The organism is Mycobacterium sp. (genome assembly GCF_039583785.1).
GTDB lineage: Bacteria > Actinomycetota > Actinomycetes > Mycobacteriales > Mycobacteriaceae > Mycobacterium.
Genome location: NZ_JAVKSG010000037.1, coordinates 1 through 25,473, shown reverse-complemented (window position 1 = coordinate 25,473; position 25,473 = coordinate 1). Strand labels below are relative to the sequence as shown.

The 25,473-nt window shown below is 63.9% G+C and carries 25 protein-coding genes and 3 pseudogenes; 13 read left to right on the top strand and 15 right to left on the bottom strand.

Annotation, left to right across the window (positions count from 1 at the left end):
- Positions 1 to 92: 92 nt before the first annotated feature.
- Entirely contained in the window at positions 93 to 266 is a 174-nt protein-coding gene (locus ABDV69_RS12740; protein ID WP_343574824.1) for a hypothetical protein, read from the bottom strand.
- Between the two features lie 41 nt (positions 267 to 307).
- Here ABDV69_RS12740 and ABDV69_RS12735 point away from each other — a divergent pair, with 41 nt between their 5' ends.
- Positions 308 to 1,300: an NAD(P)H nitroreductase gene (locus ABDV69_RS12735; RefSeq protein WP_343574823.1), complete on the top strand. Its 993-nt coding sequence runs from the start codon at positions 308 to 310 to the stop codon at positions 1,298 to 1,300.
- 79 nt (positions 1,301 to 1,379) lie between these two features.
- Here the strand turns inward: ABDV69_RS12735 and ABDV69_RS12730 are convergent, their stop codons facing one another.
- The 3 genes from ABDV69_RS12730 to ABDV69_RS12720 form a co-directional block, all read right to left on the bottom strand.
- Positions 1,380 to 2,210: a universal stress protein gene (locus ABDV69_RS12730; protein ID WP_343574821.1), complete on the bottom strand. Its 831-nt coding sequence runs from the start codon at positions 2,208 to 2,210 to the stop codon at positions 1,380 to 1,382.
- A gap of 12 nt (positions 2,211 to 2,222) precedes the next feature.
- Positions 2,223 to 3,203 (bottom strand): NAD(P)H nitroreductase, encoded by a 981-nt coding sequence (locus tag ABDV69_RS12725; protein WP_343574819.1) that lies wholly within the window; start codon positions 3,201 to 3,203, stop codon positions 2,223 to 2,225.
- A 295-nt stretch (positions 3,204 to 3,498) separates the two neighbouring features.
- Positions 3,499 to 4,326, bottom strand: coding sequence for a universal stress protein (locus ABDV69_RS12720; protein ID WP_343574817.1), 828 nt, complete (start codon positions 4,324 to 4,326; stop codon positions 3,499 to 3,501).
- Positions 4,327 to 4,643: 317 nt separating this feature from the next.
- On the opposite strand from ABDV69_RS12720, the gene ABDV69_RS12715 reads away from it, so the two are divergent.
- The 5 genes from ABDV69_RS12715 to ABDV69_RS12695 all read left to right on the top strand — a co-directional run bounded on the left by ABDV69_RS12715 (position 4,644) and on the right by ABDV69_RS12695 (position 7,803).
- A complete protein-coding gene (locus tag ABDV69_RS12715; protein ID WP_343574846.1) occupies positions 4,644 to 5,297 on the top strand; it encodes a response regulator transcription factor in 654 nt (217 codons plus the stop codon).
- 89 nt (positions 5,298 to 5,386) lie between these two features.
- Positions 5,387 to 5,731, top strand: coding sequence for a ferredoxin (gene fdxA / locus ABDV69_RS12710; RefSeq protein ID WP_343574815.1), 345 nt, complete (start codon positions 5,387 to 5,389; stop codon positions 5,729 to 5,731).
- Positions 5,732 to 5,823: 92 nt separating this feature from the next.
- Entirely contained in the window at positions 5,824 to 6,573 is a 750-nt protein-coding gene (locus ABDV69_RS12705; RefSeq protein ID WP_343574814.1) for a wax ester/triacylglycerol synthase domain-containing protein, read from the top strand.
- The gene (locus ABDV69_RS12700; RefSeq protein ID WP_343574813.1) at positions 6,557 to 7,249 is read left to right on the top strand and encodes a WS/DGAT domain-containing protein; all 693 of its coding nucleotides are present in this window, start codon (positions 6,557 to 6,559) and stop codon (positions 7,247 to 7,249) included. Before ABDV69_RS12705 ends, ABDV69_RS12700 begins: the two co-directional genes overlap by 17 nt.
- Before the next feature lie 14 nt (positions 7,250 to 7,263).
- Positions 7,264 to 7,803 carry a pyridoxamine 5'-phosphate oxidase family protein gene (locus tag ABDV69_RS12695; protein WP_343574811.1) on the top strand — a complete coding sequence of 180 codons (540 nt, stop codon included), beginning with the start codon at positions 7,264 to 7,266 and terminating at the stop codon, positions 7,801 to 7,803.
- Here ABDV69_RS12695 and ABDV69_RS12690 read toward each other — a convergent pair.
- From ABDV69_RS12690 to ABDV69_RS12670, 5 genes are read right to left on the bottom strand one after another with little or no spacing between them, the layout of a single operon-like run.
- A complete protein-coding gene (locus ABDV69_RS12690; protein ID WP_343574809.1) occupies positions 7,687 to 8,217 on the bottom strand; it encodes a hydrogenase maturation protease in 531 nt (176 codons plus the stop codon). The genes ABDV69_RS12695 and ABDV69_RS12690 overlap by 117 nt on opposite strands.
- Positions 8,136 to 9,428 carry a Ni/Fe hydrogenase subunit alpha gene (locus ABDV69_RS12685; RefSeq protein WP_343574806.1) on the bottom strand — a complete coding sequence of 431 codons (1,293 nt, stop codon included), beginning with the start codon at positions 9,426 to 9,428 and terminating at the stop codon, positions 8,136 to 8,138. Before ABDV69_RS12685 ends, ABDV69_RS12690 begins: the two co-directional genes overlap by 82 nt.
- The gene (locus ABDV69_RS12680; protein WP_343574804.1) at positions 9,425 to 10,183 is read right to left on the bottom strand and encodes an oxidoreductase; all 759 of its coding nucleotides are present in this window, start codon (positions 10,181 to 10,183) and stop codon (positions 9,425 to 9,427) included. The genes ABDV69_RS12685 and ABDV69_RS12680 overlap by 4 nt, the downstream gene beginning before the upstream one ends.
- Entirely contained in the window at positions 10,184 to 11,038 is an 855-nt protein-coding gene (locus ABDV69_RS12675; protein WP_343574803.1) for an FAD/NAD(P)-binding protein, read from the bottom strand.
- Positions 11,031 to 12,185 carry a 4Fe-4S dicluster domain-containing protein gene (locus ABDV69_RS12670; RefSeq protein ID WP_343574801.1) on the bottom strand — a complete coding sequence of 385 codons (1,155 nt, stop codon included), beginning with the start codon at positions 12,183 to 12,185 and terminating at the stop codon, positions 11,031 to 11,033. Before ABDV69_RS12670 ends, ABDV69_RS12675 begins: the two co-directional genes overlap by 8 nt.
- A gap of 164 nt (positions 12,186 to 12,349) precedes the next feature.
- Between ABDV69_RS12670 and ABDV69_RS12665 the strand changes: the two genes are divergently transcribed.
- Positions 12,350 to 14,023, top strand: a complete 1,674-nt coding sequence (locus tag ABDV69_RS12665; protein WP_343574799.1) for a GAF domain-containing protein — start codon at positions 12,350 to 12,352, stop codon at positions 14,021 to 14,023.
- A 181-nt stretch (positions 14,024 to 14,204) separates the two neighbouring features.
- Here ABDV69_RS12665 and ppsA read toward each other — a convergent pair whose 3' ends face one another.
- Together ppsA and ABDV69_RS12655 are read right to left on the bottom strand one after the other, a co-directional pair.
- On the bottom strand, positions 14,205 to 16,478 hold the full coding sequence (gene ppsA / locus ABDV69_RS12660; protein WP_343574797.1) for a phosphoenolpyruvate synthase: 2,274 nt from the start codon (positions 16,476 to 16,478) through the stop codon (positions 14,205 to 14,207).
- 114 nt (positions 16,479 to 16,592) lie between these two features.
- Positions 16,593 to 18,089, bottom strand: coding sequence for a nucleoside monophosphate kinase (locus tag ABDV69_RS12655; protein ID WP_343574794.1), 1,497 nt, complete (start codon positions 18,087 to 18,089; stop codon positions 16,593 to 16,595).
- A 199-nt stretch (positions 18,090 to 18,288) separates the two neighbouring features.
- On the opposite strand from ABDV69_RS12655, the gene ABDV69_RS12650 reads away from it, so the two are divergent.
- Together ABDV69_RS12650 and ABDV69_RS12645 are read left to right on the top strand one after the other, a co-directional pair.
- On the top strand, positions 18,289 to 19,176 hold the full coding sequence (locus tag ABDV69_RS12650) for a universal stress protein (protein WP_343574791.1): 888 nt from the start codon (positions 18,289 to 18,291) through the stop codon (positions 19,174 to 19,176).
- Between the two features lie 142 nt (positions 19,177 to 19,318).
- Positions 19,319 to 19,507 (top strand): hypothetical protein, encoded by a 189-nt coding sequence (locus ABDV69_RS12645; protein WP_343574788.1) that lies wholly within the window; start codon positions 19,319 to 19,321, stop codon positions 19,505 to 19,507.
- A 17-nt stretch (positions 19,508 to 19,524) separates the two neighbouring features.
- Here the strand turns inward: ABDV69_RS12645 and ABDV69_RS12640 are convergent, their stop codons facing one another.
- Positions 19,525 to 20,337: a universal stress protein gene (locus tag ABDV69_RS12640; RefSeq protein ID WP_343574785.1), complete on the bottom strand. Its 813-nt coding sequence runs from the start codon at positions 20,335 to 20,337 to the stop codon at positions 19,525 to 19,527.
- A 33-nt stretch (positions 20,338 to 20,370) separates the two neighbouring features.
- Entirely contained in the window at positions 20,371 to 21,513 is a 1,143-nt protein-coding gene (locus ABDV69_RS12635; protein ID WP_343574784.1) for a site-2 protease family protein, read from the bottom strand.
- Positions 21,514 to 21,967: 454 nt separating this feature from the next.
- Between ABDV69_RS12635 and ABDV69_RS12630 the strand changes: the two genes are divergently transcribed.
- The 4 genes and pseudogenes from ABDV69_RS12630 to ABDV69_RS12615 all read left to right on the top strand — a co-directional run.
- A complete protein-coding gene (locus tag ABDV69_RS12630) occupies positions 21,968 to 22,399 on the top strand; it encodes an HSP20 family small heat-shock protein (protein WP_343574782.1) in 432 nt (143 codons plus the stop codon).
- Positions 22,400 to 22,508: 109 nt separating this feature from the next.
- Positions 22,509 to 22,682 (top strand): hypothetical protein, encoded by a 174-nt coding sequence (locus ABDV69_RS12625; RefSeq protein ID WP_343574779.1) that lies wholly within the window; start codon positions 22,509 to 22,511, stop codon positions 22,680 to 22,682.
- Positions 22,628 to 23,103, top strand: a pseudogene (locus ABDV69_RS12620) (erythromycin esterase family protein); the annotation flags it as partial. The gene ABDV69_RS12625 and the pseudogene ABDV69_RS12620, both read left to right, overlap by 55 nt.
- Positions 23,103 to 23,267: pseudogene (locus ABDV69_RS12615) on the top strand (STAS/SEC14 domain-containing protein); the annotation flags it as partial. The pseudogenes ABDV69_RS12620 and ABDV69_RS12615, both read left to right, overlap by 1 nt.
- Positions 23,268 to 23,311: 44 nt before the next feature.
- Here the strand turns inward: ABDV69_RS12615 and ABDV69_RS12610 are convergent.
- Both ABDV69_RS12610 and ABDV69_RS12605 read right to left on the bottom strand, forming a co-directional pair.
- The gene (locus ABDV69_RS12610; protein WP_343574777.1) at positions 23,312 to 24,190 is read right to left on the bottom strand and encodes a 3-oxoacyl-ACP synthase; all 879 of its coding nucleotides are present in this window, start codon (positions 24,188 to 24,190) and stop codon (positions 23,312 to 23,314) included.
- A pseudogene (locus ABDV69_RS12605) lies at positions 24,174 to 25,273 on the bottom strand (3-oxoacyl-[acyl-carrier-protein] synthase III C-terminal domain-containing protein). The gene ABDV69_RS12610 and the pseudogene ABDV69_RS12605 overlap by 17 nt, the downstream one beginning before the upstream one ends.
- Between the last annotated feature and the right edge of the window lie 200 nt (positions 25,274 to 25,473).

Below are 25,473 nucleotides of genomic sequence, written 5' to 3'. Positions count from 1 at the left end.
TGACTATTCCTTTACTGTTTCGGCGAGGAAGTCGTCATCGGCAGGTAGCATTCGGGGGTCGAGCGTAGTGCCGCGGAGGTCCAGAGTCGACGCTACCGCCCCCACCGATCGCCGGAGGTCACTTTCACCGAGACATGTTGTTTGGCGATGTAGTTGAAGGTGTCAGCGGTGGCTGGATGCACCGCTTGCCGCAGCACGATCAGCCGCCGGATGTCCTCCGGATGGGGGGCTTTCGGCTCTAACGACCAGACGTCTGGCTGGGGCATCCTGGGTTAACTTGTTACAGATTTCAGGAGGCGGTGACCATTTGAGCGCCTACTTTCCCGACCGTGAGACTATCCAGACGGTCTTGTCGCTGGCAACCCGCGCCCCGTCAGTGCACAACACGCAGCCTTGGCGATGGCGGGTGGGCTCAGAGAGTCTGCACCTCTACTCCGATCGCGGGCTTCACCTGCCCAGGACGGACCCGGATGGTCGCGACTTGATCCTGAGCTGTGGTATGGCCCTGCATCATTGTTCCGTGGCACTCGCGGCACTCGGTTGGCAGTCGAAACTTCATCGGCTACCCAATCCCGCTGAACTCGAACACCTTGCTGCCATTGAGGTCTACCGTCATCCGGCCAACGAGATCGACATTACTCTGGCGGCGGCGATTCCCCGGCGGCACACCGACCGGCGCCGGTACAGCGCGTGGCCCGTTCCCGCCAATTACATCGCACTGCTGGGCGCCCGCGCGGCGCGCACGGGCATCGTCCTTCGCCAGATGGAGTCGTTACCCGAATTGCGACACATTGTGGCGCAATCGGTTCGGCGACACGCTGCGGACCCCGATTACCTCACTGAGCTGACCACCTGGAGTGGAAGGTATGCGTCGTTGGCGGGCGTGCCGGCTCGCAATACACCGGATCCAGACCCGACAGCCCCGTTACCGCCAAGGCTATTTGCGGGTCCGATGATGGCACAGCCAGACGATACGGAGCCGGTCGAGGACAATGCCGTTGTTCTGGCACTTGGCACCAAAGACGACAGTGTGCTGGCACGACTGCGCGCCGGCGAAGCCACCAGCTTGATGCTGCTGAGCGCAACCGCGCTTGGTCTGGCCAATTGTCCCGTCACCGAACCGTTGGAAGTCACCGAGACACGTGAAGCCTTGCAGGTGGAAGTCTTCGGCCTCAGCGCGGTCCCTCAGATGTTGCTTCGCGTCGGCTGGGCTCCGGTCAACGCGGATGCGGTGCCGGCCACCCCGAGACGCCCGCTCGGCGATGTCGTCGAGTACTTGGATAGGTCAGCTTTCGGCTGACTCGAGTGAGATGTCGTCGAGGTCAAAAGTGTGAATCTGCCGAAGCCGTCAATGACTCCGCCGATGGCCATATCGCTGATCAGGACCGGGCAACCAACACTGAGCATTCCGTATGTCCGATTATAGGATGACGATGCGGGCCAATGAGACTCGCGACCTGATCCGCGTCGCCGCTGCCGATGACCGCAAGCTTTATCGTTTTGTCCATAACGGCGAGGAAGTCGGCGATCTCGGTTCGGGTGGCCCCGGCGTAAATCTGAACGTCCGGGTGGTGCCGAACCCAGCGCTCGACCCGTCGATTCAGCTCGGCGCTGGGCATGTCATCGGTACCTGCTCGCAAGATGCCGACCGCGAGGACCGGCGCGTGGCGTAGCTGCGCCTCGCGGATGGCCAGCTCGACCACTTGCTCACTGTCCGGTGCGTCGCTGACCGCCGCCACGATCAACGAGTTGCCCGGCTTCGACCGACTCTGCCGGGAGCGAATAATGGCGACCGTGCAGTGGGCCGCCTCGGCGAGTTCGGCTGCCGTAGAACCCAGTAATGCCTGCGCGAAGTGACCGATCCCCACTGAGCCAATGCAAAGCATTGCCGCAGAACGAGATTCAGCGACCAGCGTCGTTACCGGATTGCCCCGACCTAACTCGGTCTCTACTTTGACGGGCATCCCTGTCGCCTCCACTGCGGCGCTGGCAATCCTGAGCGCGGTCTCGCCGTATTCGACTTCCATCTGCACGTTCCCGACGGCAGCCATCGGGGCAGGCTCGACATGTTCGGGGATGACATGGATTAGACGAAGCGGGATCTCGCGATTCATCGCTTCATCGACTGCCCACTCCGCCGCCCGGATGGCGGCTTGAGAACCGTCGATGCCGACGACGACAGCGGGCCGTGGTGGGTTGGACTCGCGCATCGGTTCTCCCTTCTAACTTTTCACCCGAAGAACCTTGGCCAGGGGCCGCCGCGGAGTGGGCACTGGTGTTGAGTCGGTGACCGGAGCCACACCTACCCGGATGAGTGCTTGGGGTACCGCATCGCCATCGACGAGTGACCGGATCAAGTCGCGGGTGACGCTGAGCTCAGTGAGGTGCGTGACTGGGCAGGTGGCCAGACCGCTTATCGTGGCTTCCAGCAAGACCACCGAAAGCGCTTCGCCAGCAGCCAACGCATCGGTGCGAGCGTTGTGGGCGGTGGACAGCAGCAGGATCATCGCGTGGTCTTCGGGAATCTCAGCCCGTCGTTCGCTCTGATGAGTGTGCGGGAACGCACGGTCTATGCCGACTCGCTCGCCTTCTTCGGCCGAAACTAGCGCACTGTAGGGGATACCTTCTTCCGCCTCGAATGGCGCTGCCCACCAATGGATTTCGTTTTGATATGGGATGTCGTAGAACCGCAGCGAGTCGGCGAGTTGCGTTGCAGACACGAGTTGGGACCGAGCCTCGTCGGGAAGTATATCCAGCTGCACGGGCATGTCGCCGACCGCGGCGACCACCGACTTTTCGACGGAGTTCCAGTCCGCCGGTCGGTTGAACGGCAGCCTGTCGGTGCGCCGCGTCGAAAGGGCCTCGGCCCGGCGGCGGTCGTGATCGGACACCGACTCCGCCGGCGTGAAACGGATCGACGCCAAGTGGTCCGGGTCTGCTGCATCGGGGAATCTGTCGATGTGGCACTGCCAGCCTGCTGCAGCCATAGCTACCCGCAGGTGATCGAGAGCGACACCGCAGCTGATCAGCGCTTGTCGGGCGAATCGGTCGGTGGTCATGACTCGACTCGGATCGAGGAACAACTGCAGCCGTCGACCGTCGAGCATCCACGACCAAGGCTGGCTGTTGTGCAGCGATGGCGCCCGGCACGCCGCGCGTACCGCATCTTCGATGACTGTGCTGTTCAGCATTGTGGTGGGCATCTTTCATCCTCCAGACCGTCGCCTGCCCCCAGAGTCGTCCGATACAGCCGACAGCAGCAGGGCCATTGGTCCCCGGCGCGGACACTGTTATGCCCGCCCTGGCTGGGGTCGGCCGTCATCGCAGGCGTGTCGTCCGCCCAAGAGAACGTGACATCGGACCGGATGTACGAGTGCCCAGTCTCGGTGACCGCGGGTCCTACGAGGACTTTCGCCACGCCGTCACCGGCCGGCTGGCGACGGGCTGGCCGGGCCGCGCCGCGACCGGGTATCGGCGAACGGGTGACCAGCTTTTGACTCATAACCAGCTCTGCCGATCGCACAGCACGAGCGCGCAACGCGCGGCGTCCAACGCTTCTCGACCAGAGGGTCCCAGCAGAATGTCAGTCGGCCCCGGTCGCACAGGATCCACGACGACAATGTGGACCGGTTGGGCGGTCCAGAGCGAATGCGCCAGATAGTTGATGACGCCGCCAACCCGGGCGATCGTCCTGATGTCGACGTCGGGATTGCTTCGTCGCCAGGATGCTAGGCCACGTTCGAGCCGTGCCGAAGCCGTGCATACATTGTCGATCTCGGGCAGCCCGCTCCCTTGCCGAGACCGCGCTGTCATCACCTGCAACTGTGCGCTCCGAAGGCGGGCTTCGCGAATTGCGAGTTCCACGACGGCTCTGCTGAGATGTGCTTCGTCCACGACCGCCAGGACCGTGCCCGTAGGAGCTGAGTCACTAGTGGTCGGCACGACTGCCACCGGACAGTGGGCGGAATTCGCCACCGCGGTCGCCGTCGAGCCGATGTGCCCGTGCACCGCGTTCTGCAATCCGGTCGAGCCGACGCAAACCATTGCGGCAGAACGTGACGCCGTCAGCAGGGCCGCGAGCGGACGATCATGCACGATGTCGGTCTCGATCTTGACCGGCTTGTCCGTCGCCGCGACCGCGGCGACTGCGTCGCGGATAGCAGATTGCGCGTGGGCGGTCTCGGCGGATGTGGTCGCATGCACCAATCGCATTGGTAGGGAGCGGTCTATCGCCTCGTCGACGGCCCACAGAGCGGCACGCAGGGCTGAGCGTGAGCCGTCGGTACCGACGACGACACATCGGCTTGACGATGCTGGCTCGCGCACCGGGCATCTCCTATCTGATACGTGGCTCCATCGTGGGCGCGACGTGCTGAGTGCGGCCAGGGCCGTTGGTCACCGATGCGTTGCCATCAATCGGCAACGGTCCCCGCCCGCGATCCGAGGACCAAAGGCCCTAAAGGACTCAGCGGCTCGGCCTTAACGTGAGGCGATCGGCAAAACGAGCGGCACCAGAGGATCGATGCGGTGTGTGATTCGCGTCGGCGAAACGGAGGCATTGGCCGAGTGGGTAAAATGCAGCGTGCTCATCGGGCGCGGCAATCGCTGACGGGCAGCTGGCGCAGCTTCGGAGGGGGATGAACGTGGTTACGGTTTTCTTGGTGGACGATCACGAAGTGGTACGTCGCGGCTTGATCGAGCTGCTCAAAACCGATCCAGAACTCGACGTTGTCGGCGAGGCAGGTTCCGTCGCCGAAGCGCTCGCCAGGATTCCCGCGGTTCGCCCGGATGTGGCGGTGCTTGACGTGCGGTTGCCGGATGGCAACGGCATCGAGCTGTGTCGTGACCTGTTGTCCAGCGTGCCTGACTTGCGGTGCCTGATGCTCACATCGTTTACCTCTGACGAGGCGATGCTCGATGCAATCCTGGCCGGCGCCAGCGGCTATGTGGTCAAAGACATCAAGGGGATGGAATTGGCTCGCGCCGTCAAGGATGTCGGGGCGGGTAGGTCACTACTCGATAATCGTGCCGCCGCCGCGCTGATGTCGAAGCTACGCGGTGAGTCCGAAAAGCCGGACCCGCTTTCGGGTCTCAGCAGCCAGGAGCGGACGCTGCTGGGGCTGCTCAGTGAAGGCCTGACCAACAAGCAGATCGCCGACCGGATGTTCTTGGCCGAGAAGACGGTCAAGAACTACGTTTCCCGCCTGCTTGCCAAACTTGGGATGGAGCGCCGCACCCAGGCTGCGGTGTTCGCGACCAAGGTCGGCCAATCGCAGCAACCGAGTACCCTGAGATAGTTATCCGATTCGTGCGCAAGGACTTTGGTCCTTGGGATACGGGCCGTTCGGCTGCTGCCGGTACCGCGTCTCGTTGCTAGCCTCTGGGCATGACCTATGTGATCGGTAGTGCGTGCCTAGACGTGATGGACAAGTCCTGCGTCCAAGAGTGTCCGGTCGATTGCATCTATGAAGGTGCACGGGCGATGTATATCAATCCGGATGAGTGCGTGGATTGCGGTGCCTGCAAGTCGGCCTGCCGAGTGGACGCGATCTACTACGAAATCGACTTGCCCGCCGAGCAACAGCGGCACCTCGCCGATAACGCCGCCTTTTTTCACGAGCCGCTCGCCGGCCGCGCTGATCCGCTGGACTCTCCCGGGGGAGCCACCGTCCTGGGACCAGTGGGGGTGGACACACCGTTGATCGCCGCCATGCCGCAACGGGTTTGGTAGCGTTCGGCCGACGGCTGAAGTCTCTAGGACCCCCCGCAGTAGTGACTTCTGGCTCTCCCGCGTAGAGGCTCCATCGGAGCAGAGTTTCCGGTATGGAGCACTTGTCGACACTGGACGCAGGGTTTCTGCAAGCCGAGGACGCGGATCCGCATATCAGCCTCGCAGTCGGTGCGTTAGCCGTACTTTCGGGCCCCGCACCCGAATTCGAGCATCTCGTCGCGGTTCTGGGTAAGCGGCTGACGGGAGTTCCGCGGTTCAGCCAGGTACTGCGCACGCATCCATTCGACCTTGCTGCCCCCGACTGGGCTGAGGACGGTGCTTTCGATCTTCGTCACCACGTGCGGCGCGCGGCGGTCCTGTCACCGGGCGACGACGAAGCTCTCTTCCGGTTGGCCGCAACGCTGATGGAGCGGCGACTGGACCGGGATCACCCGCTGTGGGAATGCTGGATGCTCGAGGGCCTCAAGGACGGCCAGTGGGCACTGTTGATGAAGATCCACCATTGCATCGCGGACGGGATCGCGACAACCCAACTGCTCGCTCGCCTCGCGGACGAGGGGCGGAACGACACGTTCGTCAGCAAAATCCACCCGGCGCCAGCGCCGCCCGACAGTGACCGCCCCTCGCACTCCCTGTTTGATCCTCGCTACTGGGTCGACCGAATGTGGCACACGTCGGTCGCCTCTTCCAGCGCCGTAGCGCGAGCGGCTGAAGGTGTGCTCGAAATCGCCGGGGCCCTGACTCGTCCGGTGCAGCCCTCGGGCCTGAACGGGCCGGTCACCGGCATGCGACGCTACGTCGCCGCTCAGGGTGCCCAGGAAAGACGTGACGAAAATCTGTAGGGGCTACGGTGTCACCGTCAATGACGTCGCGCTGGCATCGATTACCGACAGCTACCGCGCCGCGTTGATTCGTCGCGGCGAACGGCCGGGAGCCCGCTCTCTGCGTACGTTGGTGCCGGTATCGGTGCGCTCCACCGATGCTCTGGACCAACTCAACAATCGCGTGTCGCTCTTGTTGCCCTACCTTCCGGTCGAAGAATCCGACCCGGTTGAGCAGCTACGCGTCATCCAGCGTCGGTTGGCCAACGCCAAACGCAGCGGTCAGCGGGAGGCTGGAAGCCTGGCGGTCGCAGCAACGCATCTGATTCCGTTTCCGGTGACGGCATGGACCATGCGAGCTCTGACGCGCCTGCCGCAGCGGGCCGTCGTCACGGTAGCGACCAATGTTCCCGGCCCGCAGAGCCGACTGAGCGTCATGGGCCAACCTGTTGTGCGACTGCTGCCGATTCTGCCGATCGCGTTGCAAGTCCGAACCGGTGTCGCGATTCTGAGCTACGCAGACGACCTGGTCTTTGGCATCACAGCCGATTACGATGCGGCGTCCGACGTGGACGAACTTGCGGCCGGCATCGAGCAAGCGGTGGCACGCCTGGCCTCCTCGGTCACGCCACCGCGGAAATCCGTCCCGCGGAGTAAGCGGACATCCAACGTTGCCCGGCTTGCGCGGGATGCGTGAGTGAGGAGTAACTGGTGACGCAGCAAGAACTCGACCTCCTACACCGCGAGGGATGGATGAAGCTGGTGCGGACGGCTTCGGTGGGGCGTCTCGTCTTCACCGAGCACGCCCTGCCCGCTGTCCACTTAGTCGACTTTCGTTGGTGGCGTGGGGACGTGGTGATTCGAATTACCGACCCGGCGGTGTTGGCCGCCGCATCGCGTAATCGCATTGTGGCTTTCGAGACCGATGAGTTGGACGCCGATCTGGAGTACGGGTGGAGCGTCACGGTGGTCGGTCATGCACAGGTGATCACCGAGGTGTCCGATTTGATGGAGCTGTCAACGCTTTTCTCGCGGCCGTCGGTCGGAGGCCGATGCGATTACTTCGTGCGGATCAAGACCGAGAAGGTGACAGGCCGCCAACTCGGCCGAACACATAAGGCGGACAGCAGCGTTTCAGTGACTGAGTTCGGCGATCACCACGTCCACGAGACAAGGCACCGCGGCCGCCACCGCCGGGGTCAGGCCGACGCCGTGGCCCGTGTCAGTGACGTCGATGGTAAACACCACTAGTTGGTCCGGTATGTGGGCTAGGGCTTGACCCAGCGCGAAGGTCTGCGCCAACCCGAGCGCGTGGGAGCTCACCACGGCAGTGGCTTCCAGGTCCGTCCCTGCCCAGCGCCGAATACGTCCTGCGGTTGCATCCGGTCCGGTCGCGGCGTCTACCACGACGGCAAGCGCAGCGCCGTCCCAGATTTCCAGTAATGCGGCGGGTTCGCTGACCCCGCTCACCACTCGTACGCCGGGGAGATGGCGTTCTGCGACACATTGCGCGACCGCGAGGCCGACGCCGTCGTCGCGGCGAAAATCATTGCCAATCCCGACAATAATAACCCTGTCCGGTTTCAATGCCGCTCTACTGTCAGCGTGAGAAAGTGAGCCGAACAGGAAATGCAGGGGTCGTAGTTCCGGATGGATCGCTCGCACAACGAAGTGAGCGTCGCATCGTCAAGCGCCACATTGGCAGCGACCAGTTGGGCTATGTCGTGTTCGATCGCAGCCTGATTCTGCGAGGTGGGCGGCACGATGGTTGCCGCCGTGATCAGGCCGTCTTCGCCGATCTCATAGCGGTGATACAACAGCCCGCGCGGTGCCTCGCTGACGCCGTCACCGACACCCGCTCGAGCCGGCACCTCGACGAACGGTCGTGGGGGTTGCTGGTATTCGGCGATCAGTTGCAGCGCCTCCTCGATCGCGTAGACCACCTCGACAGAGCGAATAATGATGCTGCGGAATGGATTTCGGCACTGAGCGCCGATCCCTGCGGCCGCGGCGGCTTGCCGGGCGATCGGAGACAGAGCGGCCGAATTCAGCGAGTACCGCGCCAGCGGTCCAGTCAGATGACGCGCTCCGTCCAATGTCGCGTGCAAGGCCGTCGAATGCGGTACCTGTGACTCGACCACGTGGTCGAGGAAACTTTCCGCCGCGAACCCGGGCCCGGCGCTACGCGAAATGGTCCCGTTCTCGATCGCGTACCGGTCCGGTTCGCTCAGCGCCAGCAATTCGTGGTCGAATTCGATTTCGGGGAAGTCGAATTCTGCGACCGTTTGCACTGTGTAGAGGGCGTCGTCCAGTGCCTTTTTCAGCATCTCGGCCAGCGGTGCGAGATCGTCGCGTGTCGGAACCGAGTAAAAACCACCCAGCCGAACGTTGATCGGATGAATAGATCGGCCGCCGATGTGCTCCATCAAACGGTTCCCGGCCTTCTTCAGCGCCAGGCCACGCTCGATGAAGTCGCGGCGATCCTTGGCCAGGCTGATCGCGTCCGGATAGCCGAGAAAATCCGGCGCATGCAGCAGATAGATGTGCAGGACGTGGCTGTGTATCCATTCACCGCAGTACAGCAGCCGCCGAAGCGCCACCAACTCGGGATCGATAGTGACACCGCATGCCGCCTCGATCGCATTGCAGGCGCTCACCTGGTAGGCAACCGGACAGATGCCGCACACCCGTGCCGTGAGGTCCGGCGGCTCGGTGTAGTTGCGCCCGCGCAGGAAAGCCTCGAAGAACCGCGGCGGCTCATAGATTTTCAGCTCGGCGCTGTGCACGGCGCCGCCGGTCAACGTGACCCGCAGCGCCCCCTCGCCTTCGACGCGGGTCAGTGCGCCGACCGCGAGGGTACGTGTTTGAGGGTTCACCGATCATTCCTTGTTGCAGCGAAGTTGGCGACATTGAATGTCGAGAACACGTGTTCCACCTCGTTGCCGGTCATCCCGTCGCGGCGCAAGAGCGGAATCAGCGCGGCGCTGTTGGGTGTGGCAGCCGGACCGAAGCAGCCGTAGCAGCCGCGGTGATAGGACGGACACAGAGCTCCACATCCAGCATGGGTCACCGGTCCTAGGCACGGGATACCCTCTGCGACAACGACACACGTCACACCGCGCATCTTGCATTCGATGCACACCGTCTTGGCCGGCAGTTGTGGTTGACGCCCGGCCAGCAGCGCGCTGAGGGTGTTCAGCAACTGGCCGCGATCGATCGGGCAACCTTGCAGTTGATAGTCGACCGTGACGTGTGCCGAGGCGGGCGTCGAGGTAGCCAGCGTAGCAATGTATTCCGGGTGCGCGTAGACCACTGAAGTGAATTCCGCGACGTCAGCGAAATTCCGGAGAGCCTGGACTCCGCCGGCCGTGGCACAGGCGCCGATGGTGACTAGCACCGTGGACTGTTCGCGTATCTCCTTGATGCGTTTCGCATCAGATGGGGTGGTGATCGAGCCCTCCACGATCGATATGTCGTAAGGCCCACCGGTCACGGTGCTGGAGGCTTCCAGAAAGGTGCTGATCTGCACCCGCTCGGCGAGTGTGAGTAACTCGTCCTCGCAGTCCAGTAAGGTCAGCTGACAGCCATCACAGGAGGCGAATTTCCAAACGGCCAACGTGGGTGCGCTCATCTACAGCTCCGCCACGTGTAGCAACGGAGCTGCGACGTCGTAGCCGACGACCGGCCCGTCGCGGCACAACAGCAGCGGGCCCAGCTGACAATGCCCACACCAGCCGATGCCGCACTGCATGTTCCGCTCCAACGAGACGCGAATATCGTTGGCGGCCATGCCATGTTGTATCAGCGCCTCGGCGCTGAATCGCATCATCGGTTCGGGTCCGCAGATAAAAGCGGTGGTACGGCCCGGATCCAGCGTCAGCCGAAGCAACGGTTCCGTCACCAATCCGACCTGCCATGCCCACCCGACGTCCGCCGCGTCCACGATCAGCTCAGCGTCGAGCAGCGGATTCCGGGTCCACTCAGCGGCTTCGGCGGCGAACAGAAACTGTTCGGGCGTTCGCGCACCGGCGACGATCATCACCCGGCCGAAGCGCGAACGCTGTTCCAGCGCTTGCACTATCGCCGGTCGCAGCGGCGCGAGCCCGCAACCACCGGTGACGATTACCAGATCCCGGCCAGTGCACGATTCGAGTCCCCAGTCGGTGCCGAACGGCCCGCGTATTCCGACGATGGTGCCGACGCCGGCATCGTGCAGCGCCTTGCTGACGGCCCCGACCGATCGGATGGTGTGCGCGATCGTGCCGTCGACGCGCGACGGAACACCGCTGACCGACATGGCGATCTCTCCGACACCGAATGCGTACATCATCATGAATTGCCCAGGCGTCGGCGACGCCAATGGCTGCTCGACCGGTTCCAGGCAGATGGTCGCCGACTCGAAATTTTCGACGGTCCTGGCGAACACCCGATGCGGAACCGGTGTCATCGCCGAGGACGGCGACGGCAGCGTCGCGACATCAGTCATCAACGTCTCCGGGACTCGGCCTTTCCTGCCAACGGTCATCGGCCAGTCCGGCGAGCGCATTCATTTCCTGAGTGATGTCAATACCGTTGGGGCACCACGCGATACAACGTCCACAACCGACGCACCCTGAGCTGCCGAACTGGTCGTGCCAGGTGCCGAGCTTGTGCGTCAGCCAATGCCGGTACCGCGACTCGCCGGATTGCCGGACGCTGCCACCGTGGATATAGGTGAACTCGAATTCGAAGCAGGATGCCCAGTTCATCCAGCGCTCCGCGTGATCACCGGAAAGGTCGGTGACGTCTTCAGTGCTGGTGCAGAAACAGGTGGGGCACACCATTGTACAGTTCCCGCACGTCAGACATCGGCTCGCGACGTCTTCCCAGCGTGGCGACTCGCGAGAGTCGACCAGCAGTTCGCGCAAGTCGCCAGTCGGCATCTGACGACCCATGTGCTTAGCGGCCGCGCTGACCTCGCTTCGCGCCGAGTCAATTTCATTCTGCTCGGCTCCCCGGTGGGTGAGCGCGGCCAATACTTCGGCACCGTCGTCGCTGCCCGCATCGACCAGGTAGCGGCGACCATCGGCGTCGATGCGCTCGGTCAGCGCCAGATCGTAGCCCGGACCGACTTGTGGTCCGGTTCCCATTGCGGCGCAGAAGCACAATCCGCCCGGCTCGGTGCAGTTGACGGCCACCACAAAGATGCGTCCCAGCCGGCCGACGAAACCTTGGTCGGGATGTGCGCCGACGCCCAGAACGCCGTTGAGGATCTGGATCGCCGACAAGTCGCACGCTCGCACCCCGATGAACGCGTACCGTGGCGGCTCCTCGGGCTGGGCTCCGTCCGACGACCACACCCGCTGTCTGGGCGGGTGCAGAAACTGCTTCCATGACTGCGGGCCGGCTGAATGGCCGAACAACGCGTCGTCGTCGCGTCGGCGAAGTCGATACCGGCCGGGCCCGACATCGACCCCCCACCCTCGCGGCAAAGCATCGGCCGAGGTCAGCTCCGCCAGCACGATCGCATTGTCGGACAGTGTCGGGCCGATCACCCGGTATCCGCGCCCGATCAGCGTCGATACCAACTGGGTCAGTCCCGCGGCATCGATCACCGCAGCTGGGGTGCCTGCATCGTCGGCGGTGCGAACCATCCGTTCATCGTCGCCCGAGCAATGCGGGCGCGCAGCGTCTTTTGGCCACCGGCTGCAGAGCCGAAAGTCCTCAGCTGCGCGCTCGCAGGGCCATCGGCGCCGGCGCCGGTTCTTTAGATATTTAAGCGTTGGCAACGGGCCTGCTGAACTGCTATTTTGCCCGCATGGAGCGCGACGCGGAAGAATCCGCGTTCACCCAGCTGGGCAAGCGCGTCCTGGTACGCCGAATGCATGAGCAACTCGACGAGTTGCTGGCCGCTCGCGGTCAGATGGAACAGCTGTTACGGGTCATTGTCGACATCGGCTCCAACCTGGAAAACCTCAATGTGACGTTGCACGGCATCGTCAAAGCGGCGATGGAGTTGGCGGGTGCCAGTTACGGGGCACTCGGCTTGTACGAACCCGACGGCAGCCCCGTTGCTTTCATCCAGGAGGGCATCGACGTTGGCGCAGCCGGACGGCTCAGCGAACTGTCGATCAGCCAGCCTGTCCGCGTGGACGATCTGACTACGTATCTAAATGCCGAGGGGCTCGCTGGCCAGGATCCGTCGATCCGGGCGTTTCTCGGTATCCCGATCAGCGTCAGAGGCGCGGTGTTCGGCTACCTTTACCTCGGCGACGACCGGCCAAACCGGGCGTTTTCCGATGCCGACGACATCGCCGCGCGAGCCTTGGCGTCAGCGGCGGCGGTTGCCATCGACAACGCACGGCTGTTCGAGCGGCAACGCACCTCGGCTAAGTGGATGAGAGCCAGCCGCGAAATCATGGCCGAATTGTTGTCCACCGGGCCGGTGACCCGGCCGCTACAACTCATCGTTGACCGCGCGCTCGAACTGACCGAAGCCGAGCAGGCGATTCTGCTGGTTCCCACCGAAGCCGACCTTCCCGTCGAAGAGGTTGAGACACTTGTCGTCGCTGCCACGGCGGGCAAGTACACGCCGCAGGTGATCGGTCAACGAATACCGGTCGAGGGATCCACGACCGGGGGCGTGGTGCGCCGCGGCGAGCCGGTGATCACGGATTCGTTCCAATTCCCGATTGAAGGATTCACCGACGTCGGGCAGCGCTCGGCAATTGTGATACCGCTGCGGGCCGACGACATCATCGTCGGGGCGATCGCTATTGCACGCTCCGCGCGACAGCCGCCGTTCACCGAGGACTATCTCGAACTGGTCAGCGATTTCGCCCAACACGCCGCCCTCGCGCTGGCGTTGGCCAGTGGCCGCGAACACGCCCGCGATCTTGCGATCCTCGCCGACCGTGAGCGAATTGCGCACGATCTGCACGATCATGTCATCCAAAAGGTTTTTGCCGCTGGCCTCGATCTGCAGAGCACGATCGCGCGTGCCCGCTCCCCGGAGGTCGCCGACCGGCTGACGGGCACCATCGACGATCTCCAAGGCACCATCGACGACATCCGTTCGACGATCTTCAAACTGCAGAACCCGGTAACGGAGGCTGTGGATCTTCGGCACCGGGTCCGGAGCAGGACCGCCGAACTGACCGAAGACCGAGACATCGCCACCACTCTGGACATGTCGGGAGACCTGAGCGCCGTCCCCAGCGCGCTCGCCGACCATGCCGAAGCAGTCATCACCGAAGCGATCAGCAACGCCGTTCGGCACTCGCGGGCAAGCCACCTGACGGTGTGCGTCCGGGCCGATGACCTATTGGTTGTCGAGGTCGTCGACGACGGCTGCGGCATCCCAGACGACAATCACCGCCGTAGCGGCCTGGCCAACATGGAGCGGCGGGCAGCAGAGGTCGGCGGCGAATGTTCGATCACCGCGGCGCCCGGTGGTGGCACCCGCGTCTACTGGGCAGCACCGCTCGCGTGATCAGCGCACCTCTCGCGCTTGAGCGTTCCGCTGTGCCCAGCGGAAGAGATGTTCGCCATCACCTGATCCAATAGCGTCGCGAAAACCGTTCCGTCATTGGCAATAGCGCCTAATTCGGTGTCTTTGACGCCTGGCGCCGGGTGACAGCATGGTCGCCCTTTCTGGGTCCGTCGAAGTCCGATCACGCGGTGCGGGGTAGCCGCGCCGCCTCCAACAGCAGACGCTGCTCGGCGGCGGCAATCGTGCGTCGCGCCGCAGCAACGGCGTCAGGATTGACCGACACCGAGGTGATGCCGAATCGGACCAGGTGTTCCGCGAACATCGGATTGGTGGACGGGGCCTGGCCGCACAGCGACGAAGTAATACCCAATATGGTTGCCGTTTCGATGATCTGGCCGATCGCGTCGAGCACAGCCGGATCAGATTCGTCGAATAGCTCGGCGCACACATCGGAGTCGCGGTCGACCCCCAGTATGAGCTGGGTTAGGTCGTTGCTGCCGATTGATACTCCGTCGATGCCCATTCCCACGTAGCTGGGCAGCCAGTGCATGACCGACGGCACTTCTGCCATCACCCAACGATGGAGGCCGCGTTGGCCGCCGAGCGGACTGGCGTCGACCAAGGTAAGGCATTCCTCGAGTTCCCAGCGCGTCCGCACGAACGGGATCATCAGCTGCAGGTTCGGGTTTTCCTCGCGCACTCGTGCGATCGCTTCGAGTTCAAGCGAGAAGAGATCCGGTTCCTTGACGTAGCGGTAGCAACCTCGGTAGCCGATCATCGGGTTGTGCTCGACGGGCTCGTACTTTTCGCCGCCGACCAGGCCGCGAAACTCGTTGCTGCGGAGATCTGTTGCCCGATAGACGACCGGCCGGGGTGCGAAGGCCGTGGCAATGCGATTGACAGACTCCGCCAACGCGCTGACCAGTCCCGCCTGCTCGCCGTGCGCGATGAGATCGCGCGGATGTCTCCCGGACAGGGCTTGCGTCAACATGAATTCGGCGCGAAGAAGCCCCACACCGTCCACGTCCTGGGCGGCGACGGCTTCGGCGGTGTCGGGCATCGCCAGATTGACATAGACCTTGGTAGCAGTGACGGCCGCCGCCTCGGGCGGCGTCGTCCGGTCAGTGAACGACATGTGCGCTGCCGCGGGGCGGCCAGCCATCACCTGTCCGCGGGTTCCGTCGACGGTGACCATCGTCCCGTCCTTCAGCTCGACGGTCGCGTTCCGCGCCCCGACAACGCACGGCACTCCCAGCTCACGTGCCACAATCGCTGCGTGACAGGTCATTCCGCCGGTTTCGGTCACCAGTGCCGCCGCGCGCCGGATGGTGGGGAGCCAATCCGGGTTCGTCATCGGGGCCACCAAAACCTCACCGGCTGCCAACAGATTCCCGTCCTCCGGCCGCAACAGCACCCGGACGGGGCCCGACGCCGACCCCGGAGCAGCCGGGAGTCCCCGCATCAGTACGTCATGGTGTGCGGCCTCGCCGGGCGGCCCACCCAGCGTCGTGATCGGCCTGGACTGCACGAGCCAGGCGGTGCCTGATGAAATGGCCCACTCCAGGTCTTGCGGGCAGCCGTAGTGCTGCTCCACGGCGATCGCCAACTCGGCGATTCCGTGCAGCGACGCGTCGTCCAGAACGCGTGAATCAGCCTGTGAGGGATCAAGATTGACGGTCATGTCAGCGCTATCGGCGCCCCGGACGATCTTGAAGTCCTGATGGCCCACTTTGCAGTCGAGAATGTGCAAAGTCGGCTTGTCCACGACGTAGGTGTCGGGCTGCACCTGGCCGGACACCACGACCTCGCCCTGTCCGAGCGCCGCCTCGATGACGATGTGGTCGTCCCCGGTACTGGGATCCCTGGTGAATGCGACGCCGGCTTGATCGGGGGCCACCATCTGTTGGACCACCACCGCCATTGCCGGTTCAGCGGTGAACCCCCGGGTGGACCGGTAGGTGAGTACGCGCGGCGTGAAGAGCGATGCCCAACAGTTTTGTACCGCGTCGAGCACTGCGTCGTCACCGGTCACGTTGGTGAAGGTGCTGTTCATGCCGGCGAAGGAGGCGTCACGGCCGTCTTCGCCGGTGGCCGAGGACCGCACTGCGACGATGACATCGTTTCCCAGCCGCCGGTAGGCGGCCACGATCTGGTCGCGGACGGAATCCGCGGCACCGGCTTTGGCGACCAGACTACGCATTCGGTGACACAGCTCGTCGAGGCGTGCGCTGTCGTCGACGCTTGCCAACGCCTCGCTGTGCAGCGCGGCGAGTTCGGCATCGACACCGCCGGCGTGCATCGATGCGAGGTAGCCGGATCGCATCAGCACGAAGCCCGGGGGAACCGGCAGCTGCGTTGCCACCAACTCGCCGAGATTGGCGCCCTTGCCGCCGGCATCCTCGGCATCGCCGATCCGCAACGACGCGATATCCCGCACGTAAGTCTTGTTTGCCATGGCTTCTCTTTCGACGGTACTTCCGGGCATCGCCGACGTTAGTGGCGCGTCGGCCGGTTTCGAACCGGCCAGTGGGCACCACTCGATGTGACGAAAGTCCCTCGCGGAGAGGAGCTATTGCGAGTCGTCGGCGGCGGACAGCCACAGTTCGGCGGCAGTGCACACCGAGTCGGCTATGGGACAGCTGGTGTCGATGCGATGTGCTTCAGGCCAGTCCTGGCTGACATCGGCCAAGGCGACCGCTATCTGCGGTGTCGCGTCGGACATGCTTCCCGCAGGCCTGGCGGCCACCCGGCGCGCTGCGGTAGCCACCGGGGTCTGACAGATGAATTCGATTTCGACGGAATAGGTTTGCGCGGCTAGTTGCCGCACTTGGTCACGGCGGTGCGGGTCGCGCCAGGTCCCGTCGAGAATCACCGACCGGCCGTTCGCAAGCAAGAGCTCAGCCTGATGCAACGTTTCACGGTAGACAGCGGCGACATTGTGTGCGGAGTACTGGCCCGCGTCCAAGACACCGCCTTCACCGACGATCGCGCCCGAACTGTGCATGGTGCGCCGCACGTCGTCGGTGGAGATCACCACGGCGCCAACCTGTTCGGCCAACGTGTTGGCCAGGGTGGACTTTCCTGTTCCCGGTCCGCCGCCGACGATGGCCACGCGCACCCGGCAGGCACGTAGATGCTCGAGCGCGATATCCAGGTGGCGGGAGGCGTCGGCGGCCGAGTCGCGGTGCCCCTGGCTGCACCGCACGCAGTCGACCTTGGCGCGAACCAGCGCGCGGTAGGCGATGTAGAAATCCCGCAGCGACTGCGGAGCCGGGTCGGCGGCCAGGCGGCTGTAGTGCGCGAGGAAGAATTCGCTGAGTTCTTTTCGGCCCAAGAACTCGAGGTCCATCGCCAGAAAGGCTGCGTCGTCGATCATGTCGACGTATCGAAGGTTGTCGTCGAACTCGAGACAGTCCAAGATCTCCGGACCGCTGGGTAGGCAGAAAATATCGTCGGCGAGCAAGTCGCCATGCCCGTCGACGACCCGGCCATCGCGGACGCGCCGGGCGAACAACAACTCACGGCCGGCGATGAATTGTGCGGCAAGGCTGTGCACGGCCGCGATGCGGTGCTCGTCGATGATCGTGCCGACGAACTGCTGCATCTCGGCAATGTTGGCCTCCCAACGACGTTTAACCGCCTCTACCGAGCCTTGCTTCTGCACGCCGCGCCCCCGGCGGGCGCTCTGGTGGAATCTGGCCAGCACTCCGGCGATTGCCTCCAGCGGCCCGGTGACCGTTTCACCGCAGCGCACCATAGCGCTCAGCCGGGAAGAGTCGGGATGGCGCTTCATGACGAGCACCGGCTCACGGGTAGTCGTCCATGGCGCGTCCAGGTGGGCGACGCCCAGATAGCTGTCGGGTGCCAGCCGTTGGTTGAGCTCGAGTTCGCGCTGACAGACCTGTTCACGCCGTTCTGGGCTGCTGAAATCCAGGAAGTCGGTCCGAATGGGCTTCTTGACCTTGTATGCCAGGTCACCGACGAGCACGACGAGCCCGGTGTGTGTCTCGTGCACAACGCCGTACCGCTCGGCTACCTGTTCGGCGGTGACCACGGTGTGTCCCATAGGGACATTGTTGTGTCTCCGAGCGGCTTTTCGGAGTGGTCCGACGGCCCCCACAATCGGGTAATGCGCCGCGTTCGGAGAGGACCAAAGGCTCTGGATCGGCGGGGCCGAACCGGCAAAAGTCAGGGAGGGGACGGGTTGGTGGACCCAATGACGATGACAGCGGTGGCCCGTTGAGTTTTGTCCAAAGGAGCAGGAGATGTCAGAATTATCAACGAAATACGGCATCGTTGTCGGAATCGACGGTTCGCCGGGCTCCGATGCCGCCGTGTCATGGGCCGCGCGCGAAGCCTTGCTGCGCGGTGAAACCGTCACCTTGATGCACGTGGTGCAACCGGTGGTCGTGAGTTGGCAGGTTAGCGCCGGCCAAGTGAACGTTGCGGAATGGCAAGAGGAGAACGCGCGACGTGCCGTCGATCAGGCGCGCAAAGGGCTCGGCGCCACGCTGGATCCGCTGGGGCAAAACGATATTCGATCGGAAGTGGTGTATGCGCATCCGGTCGATGCACTCGTCGACGCGTCCAAGGATGCCCGGATGATCGTCGTGGGAAGTCACGGCAGGGGCGCACTCGGGCGTCTGCTGATGGGCTCGGTTAGCAGGGGTGTGATGGAGCATGCGCACTGCGCGGTGGCGGTCATCCACCCCGGCCAGGATTCAACTCCCATCGACCCGAGCGCACACGTGCTGTTGGGCATCGACGGTTCGCCGGCCTCTGAAGCCGCCACCGCGTGGGCCTTCGAGGAAGCGTCGCGGCGGGGAGTGCCGTTGATCGCGCTGCACGCGTGGAGCGATGTCGGAATTTTCCCGATCTTCGGTATGGACTGGCGGGAGTATCAAGGCCAAGGCGAGGAAGTGCTGGCCGAACGTCTGGCCGGCTGGCAGGAGCGCTACCCGGATGTGCGCGTCACTCGTCGGCTGGTCTGCGACACCCCGGCCTACTGGCTGCTGCAGGAGTCGCACAGTGCGCAACTGGTGGTTGTCGGCAGCCACGGCCGTGGTGGATTCGGCCGCATGCGTCTCGGCTCGGTGAGCACGGCGGTCGCGCAGTCTGCGACGGTACCGGTCATCGTCGTACGCACGCCGTAGCGCAACGGTTTTCGATCCGCACAACCCGTCTTCAACGGAGGTAGGCCTCACTGTCATCGCGCGCCACCTGTACTGGCGGGGTGCGCCTGCGATCATCGTTTCGGCACTGGGTTGGCTTGTCGCGGTCAAGGGGCTGTTTCCGGTGGTCGGTTCGCACACCTATTTCTCGATGGCCAACTCCGCGGTCGACGCGATGGGTTGGTGGCGGAGCGGCGCGTTTCTCGAGGTGCTGATCGGGCTGTACCTGGCCTACGTCGGGTTGGCGCCCGAGCGCACCGATGTGGTTTCACAGCAGTCGAATTCGACTCCGGATCTGCCGCGTGCCGCGTGACTGGCAGATGCGCAGGATTATTCGCGAATGATGAACGCCGACGATTGCGGATGGCGGAAGATCGGGTGGTCATCCGGCCCGACGATCTGCGCAAGCTGGCCAGCGTCGCCGGTGCCGATCACAGCCAGCGGCACCAGGTCGTCGTTGCTCTTGACGAAATTCGTCACGCCGTCTTGCGTGTTCACGGGATAGATGTGGACATCTGGGTACCATCGCCGCCACGGCTCCAATCGGTTGCCGAGGTCGTGAGCCGCTGCCTCGGTGCCGTCTGACCGGTCGGTGCCGATGGCCAGCACCGGAAGCTTGTGCAGCTGCGCCTCTCTCATCGCCTGGTCGACCACGATGTCGCGATCCGGCGAGTCGTCGATCGCTACCACGATCCAGTTGATGGCGGGGCCCTGCTGATCTGGTTGGGAGCGAATCACCGCGACCGGACAATGAGCCTTTTCTGCGACTTCGGTTGCGGTCGAGCCCAATAGCGCCCGGGAGTAGCGATCGATTCCGGTGGATCCAACGCAGACCATCTCAGCGCCGTCTGATTCCGAAACGAGGATCACACCGGGTTGGCCGCGGCGGATGTCGGTTTCGATTTTGACCGGTATTCCCTTCGCCTCGACCACAGCGCGCGCTGCTCGCAGTGATGTCTCCGCGTGGACGAGGTCACGATGGTAATCCTCCGCAGAGGGATGGGTGCTTTTGAGGACGGCCAGCATCAGTAACGGCACGTCACGACCGCGGGCCTCATCTGCGGCCCATTCAGCGGCATGGATCGCGGCGTGCGAACCGTCGATGCCGACGATGACTGTGGGGCCGATTCGACTGTCCGTCATAGCTTCCTCCGTCGCTGGGTTTTCTCGATGACGTCAGTGTTCGTACGCCACGGCTGTGGGTCTGGCGAGCCGGCGTACATCGATCAGGCGGGTGAGATCCGTTGCGGTGACAATGCCCACGATGCGCCCGCCGTCGACGACCAGGGCCCGATGCCCGTGGCCGGCCGCCAACCGCGCCAGCAGCGTGGTGATCGGCTCGTCGGGTGTTGCGATCGTGACGTGATCCAGCCGTACGGCGATGTCACCTACCAGGGTGGTGGCGCGGCTGCCGGGTGCCACGTGACGCAATTCGTTCAGTGTCACCAGTCCCGTGACCGACCCCTCGTCGTCCTTCACCGGATACGCGGAATGCCGGTCACCGAGGAGGTAACGGTCGATGAAATCCTGCACCGTCACCCAGGCGGGCGCGGAATGCGGGTTGGCGGTCATCGCGTCGGCGACCCGCACACCGGCCAGCGCGTCGCGCGTCATCACCTGCACCTCGTCGGTGTGTGCGGCGGTGAAGATAAACCAGCCGATGAATGCCAGCCAGATACCGGCGACCATGGCGCCGGCCAGAAATTCGAGCAACCCTAAGGCGATGAGAGTGTAGGCGAGCACGCGGCCGGCCCGCGCGGCACCCAGGGCAGCCCGGTCCGGGTCGCCGTGGCGTCGCCAGAGCCACGCGCGCAGAACCTGTCCACCGTCCAGTGGTGCACCGGGCAGCAGGTTGACAAGACCCAGCAGCGCGTTGATCCCGGCCAGCCACCAGGCGACAGCAACAACGACGGGTCCGGTACCAAGGATTCGGAATTCCATAGCGGTAGCGGCGAACAGTGCGGCCAACAACAGGCTCGTGGCGGGTCCCGCGATGGCGATGCGCAACGCGGTTCCCGGGGTGGTGGCCTGACCGCCGAGACGGGTGACACCCCCGAAAAGCCACAGCGTTACGTCCAAGACCTTGACGCCGGAGCGCCGGGCCACGATCGCATGCGCCAGCTCGTGAGCAAGCAGTGATGCGAGCAGGACGGCGGCGCCGCAGGCGCCCGCCACCCAATAGGTGCGTGTCGAGAAGCCTGCCGCGGTGGTGGGCAGCGTCGAAGCCAGGCTCCAGGTGAACAGCCACAAGATGACCAGCACACCCCAGTCGAGCTTGACCGGGAACCCCGCGATGCGTCCGATTGGAATGCCGCGCATGTCTTGACCTCCGAAGATATAGCGGTTGAGGAGATTTCAGCAGTGTGGGCGCGCTCGGGCGACAATCACCGGTACCTGGGCAGCCTGTGCGACGGTCATGCTCACCGAACCCAACAGCATGCGATCAACCGCTTCGCGCGCGGCCCAGCGCACCGCGGTGTCCGACGATGGCGACCCGTCCACGCAGACATGCCCTGATGTTTTCCCGAGCGCTTGGGCATTACCCGCCCTCCCGTGTTGATGGCCTAACTGCAGCTGAGATTAGGAAGTCGGCGGGTGCCGGGGCAGGAGTCATAGGTCCCGAAGTCTCTGCCTTAGGGCCCTTTACGCCAGGTCCTCGGAGCGAGCCGACGAATGGCCCGCCAACACGGGACTTCCGTCCCTACAGTGGTGTCGGGCCGGGTGGTCGAATGCCATAGGTAGCTAACCCGAACCCACCAAGCAGGAGACCAGAATGAACACCCTTCCCGTGAAACGTCAGCAGCGCGCGATGTTCCCCGAATTCTCCGAGTTATTCGCCGCGTTCCCGTCCTTCACTGGCCTCCGGTCGGCATTCGACACCCGGTTGCTGCGACTCGAGGACGAGGTGGAGGACGGCCACTACGAGGTACGGGCCGAGATCCCCGGCGTCGACCCGGCGAAGGACATCGACATCACCCTGCGCGACGGGCAGTTGACCATCAAGGCCGAGCGCAGCGAGAGAAAAGAATTCGACGGTCGTTCGGAGTTTTCCTACGGGTCGTTTGTCCGCACGGTATCGCTGCCGGCAAGTGCCGATGAGAACGACGTCAAGGCCAGCTACGACAACGGCATCTTGACGGTTTCCGTTGCCCTCGACGAGGCCAAGCCGACCGAAAAGCACGTCCCGATCGCGTCGACTAACTGACCAGATTGCGGGGCGGGCCCGCAGCCGCACCCCCCTGGCGCGGGCCCGCCCGACACTTCATCCGCTGCCTGGACAGCGGCGCTTGCCGAGAGGAAGCTAGGACTGCCAAATGGGTAGAGCGATCATCCTCGGTACGGACAAGCCAGATCCGTTGTTCCGCAACCGTCGTGAGGCCTACCGCGACCGACCCGACGTCGTGGTGTTGGGTCTGGCACGAGGCGGAGTGCCCGCCCACCGGTCCACGTCGCGGGTAAGACCGTCATCCTGGTCGACGACGGATTAGCAACCGGAGCAAGCATGTTCGCTGCGGTGCAAGCCCTGCGGGAAGCCGAGCCGGCGCAGATCGTGATCACGGTGCCGTCGGCGCCGGAGTCGACGTGTCGCGAACTCGACCGTTTGGTGGACGATATGGTCTGCGCGTCCAAGCCCACCCCGTTCTGCGCGGTGGGCGTCAAACCGGTTTCTACGGATGGGATCTCTACAGTTTGCATCGTTCCGTGCAGGAGGTGGTCAGCTTTCTGGACCAGGTCGATCCGCTAGCTGCGGCCCGTGCGCGCTCTCGGCACTCGTACTTCTACCACGTCTCGTCCGCTGATGACGGTCAGGCTCACGGAGTCCGGGCGGCATTCGGGGCCGGCCTGTCCTGTGAGCGGGAAGCCATCGATCAGCTGGTCGACATTCAGCGAAATGCGTTGGCGTACGCGGCGGGCTGCTCCAAGATATCAAGCTTGGCCTCGGCTCTGTGCTCCAGCATCACTCGGCTTTCAAACGATTCGCGGTAGTGACCGACAAGCGATGGGTTGTCCACACGCTGCATGTGCTGGCGTGGATGATCCCTGGGGAGCTGGCGTTATTCGGACTCGACTAACTCGAGCAGTCCAAGCAGTGGGCTGCCGGCCAAAGCGGATAGCGTCATAGGGCAGGATCACGATACAGCGCGGCGCCGGCGACGATTCCCGCGCCGGCGGCGACCAGCAGTAGGTGAGTGCCTACAGAGAACCTCACCGTTTCGCGTTCCATCGCAGCCACCAGTGCGGCAGTATGCATCCGCTCGTCGTCGCACACTGCAATCTGGTCCGGTGTAATCCCAAGTCGCGCAGCGAGCTCGGCGCGAAAGTGACCACCAGGGGGAGCGGCGATGATCCCTGCCACGTCGGAGAGGTTGACCGATGCGTCATCGAGACACCGCAGGACCGCGCGTTCCGCCGCAGCGGCCAACGCGGCGGGTAGTGCGGGGGATTCCCGGAAGCGGAGAACATCGCGGAATTCGTCGAAATCTATTGTGGCCCGGAAGCTTGCGCCATCGTCTGGATTCTCCACCCAGCTGACCGGACCGAGCCCGTCGTCCTGGCCGGACCACCTACCCAATAACGCCGCGCCGGCTGACGAGAATGGGAAGGGCTCACTGGCGGCACGCCCGGGATCGGCGTCGCTTGCCACCACCAGCGCCCGTGAAATCGTCTGCGAACGAAGAAAGCCGTCGGCGATCTGCAGTGCGGTGAGAATTCCACAGACACCGTTGGCGATGTCGAAAGAAAATGTGCCGTGCGCGTCGCTGTGCGGATCTTCCGGGTTGGGGCCGATGTCTGCCTGGATGATTGCCGCCAGTGCCGGCTCGCCCAGGTTTCGGTCTCGAAAGATGCCGGCATTGATGAGGAGGTCAAGGTCGTGTGGTGAGGTCTGAGCGTTTACCAGGCAACCCTTGGCGGCTGTAACCGCGAGCTGCAACGCACTGTGGCGGGTGCGCCACGTTCCGTGAGTCACGTGCAATTGGTCAATGACTGTGCCCATAGCGCTTCACCAGATCGTCGTCGACATACAGTAGAACCACACCGATCTCCAAACCGGATGCCAGCGCGACCAAGGCGATTGTCTCGCCGGGCCGAATATGGCCGGCGTCCAACTCTTCCACCAAGGCGACGGTGTGGGTGGTCGACGCAGTGTTCCCGTACCGATCGACGGTGATCACGGCCGGGTTACGCGGACCTTCGCGGAAAGACGTGCGCACCGCGTTCATACCTTTGCGGATGGCACGTGCGGAAGTTTGGTGAGTAATGACGTGGTCGATGTCATGCATCGAAATATCCACCGCCGCTAGGACTTCTTTGAGTAACAACGGGGTGTTCAGAATCGCCGCTTTCTGGATTCCGCGTGAATCGGTGAACATCCGGGCACCCGGGTCGCCCCCTTTGGGATAGGCGAGACACAGTCGGCTGTAGCCGGCAATTGTGGTGAATCCGGCGAGGGTGATACCTGCGGAACCGGCGGCCGCACGCTCAAGCAGAAGGGCTGCGCCCGCGTCTCCCAGCGTCAGCGACGCAAGCTCCTTGCTGATGATGTTGCGGACGTGGCGGGCTGCGTTCCAACCAAGTTGCGAGATGTATTCGCCGCTGACCACCAGCCCCCGCCGGACACTGCCTTGTCGAATCCAATTGTTGAGCACCGTTACGCCACTTAACATTCCAGCGCATGCATTCGAGAGATCGAAGGTCATCGCATTGCTTGCTCCGATGGCGTGCGCGACGGCACTGCCCATCGATGGCTCCAGCCATTGACTCATTCCGCCGCGGAGCTTGGTGATGCTGCAATTGATCACGACGTCGATCGAGGCGGGATCGCACTGCGCCTTCTCGAGGCAGTCCAGCGCTGCTGAGGTGGCAAGGCTAAGTGAATCTTCGTCGCCGACCGAGACACGTCGCTCGCGGATGCCGGTCAACCGCTCCAGGTCGATGTGCGTGCGATGGGCCGTCGCCGACATCAGGTCGTCGGTCTTGAGGTGAGTAGCCGGCGGTGCCGTCCGGCCCCGGCGAGACGGGTCCGAAATTGACCGCCGTCGGGATCGGTTTTGTCCATCAACAGCCAATTTGTTGGCATCCCCGTAGCCTCCTACTGCCATGGTGATCTGTTGGGGCGCAGGGAGCTAGGGCCTTACGGCCCCTGTCTGTGGTGCTGAACGGCCGGCTGGCGGTAATTGCCGCTGAGAAGATGCGAGCAGCCAGACATATACATGTCGGCGTCATGGATGCGACGATAGCGGGGTGTCGGTCACAGAGCCGCCGAGTGCCGAACGCGAA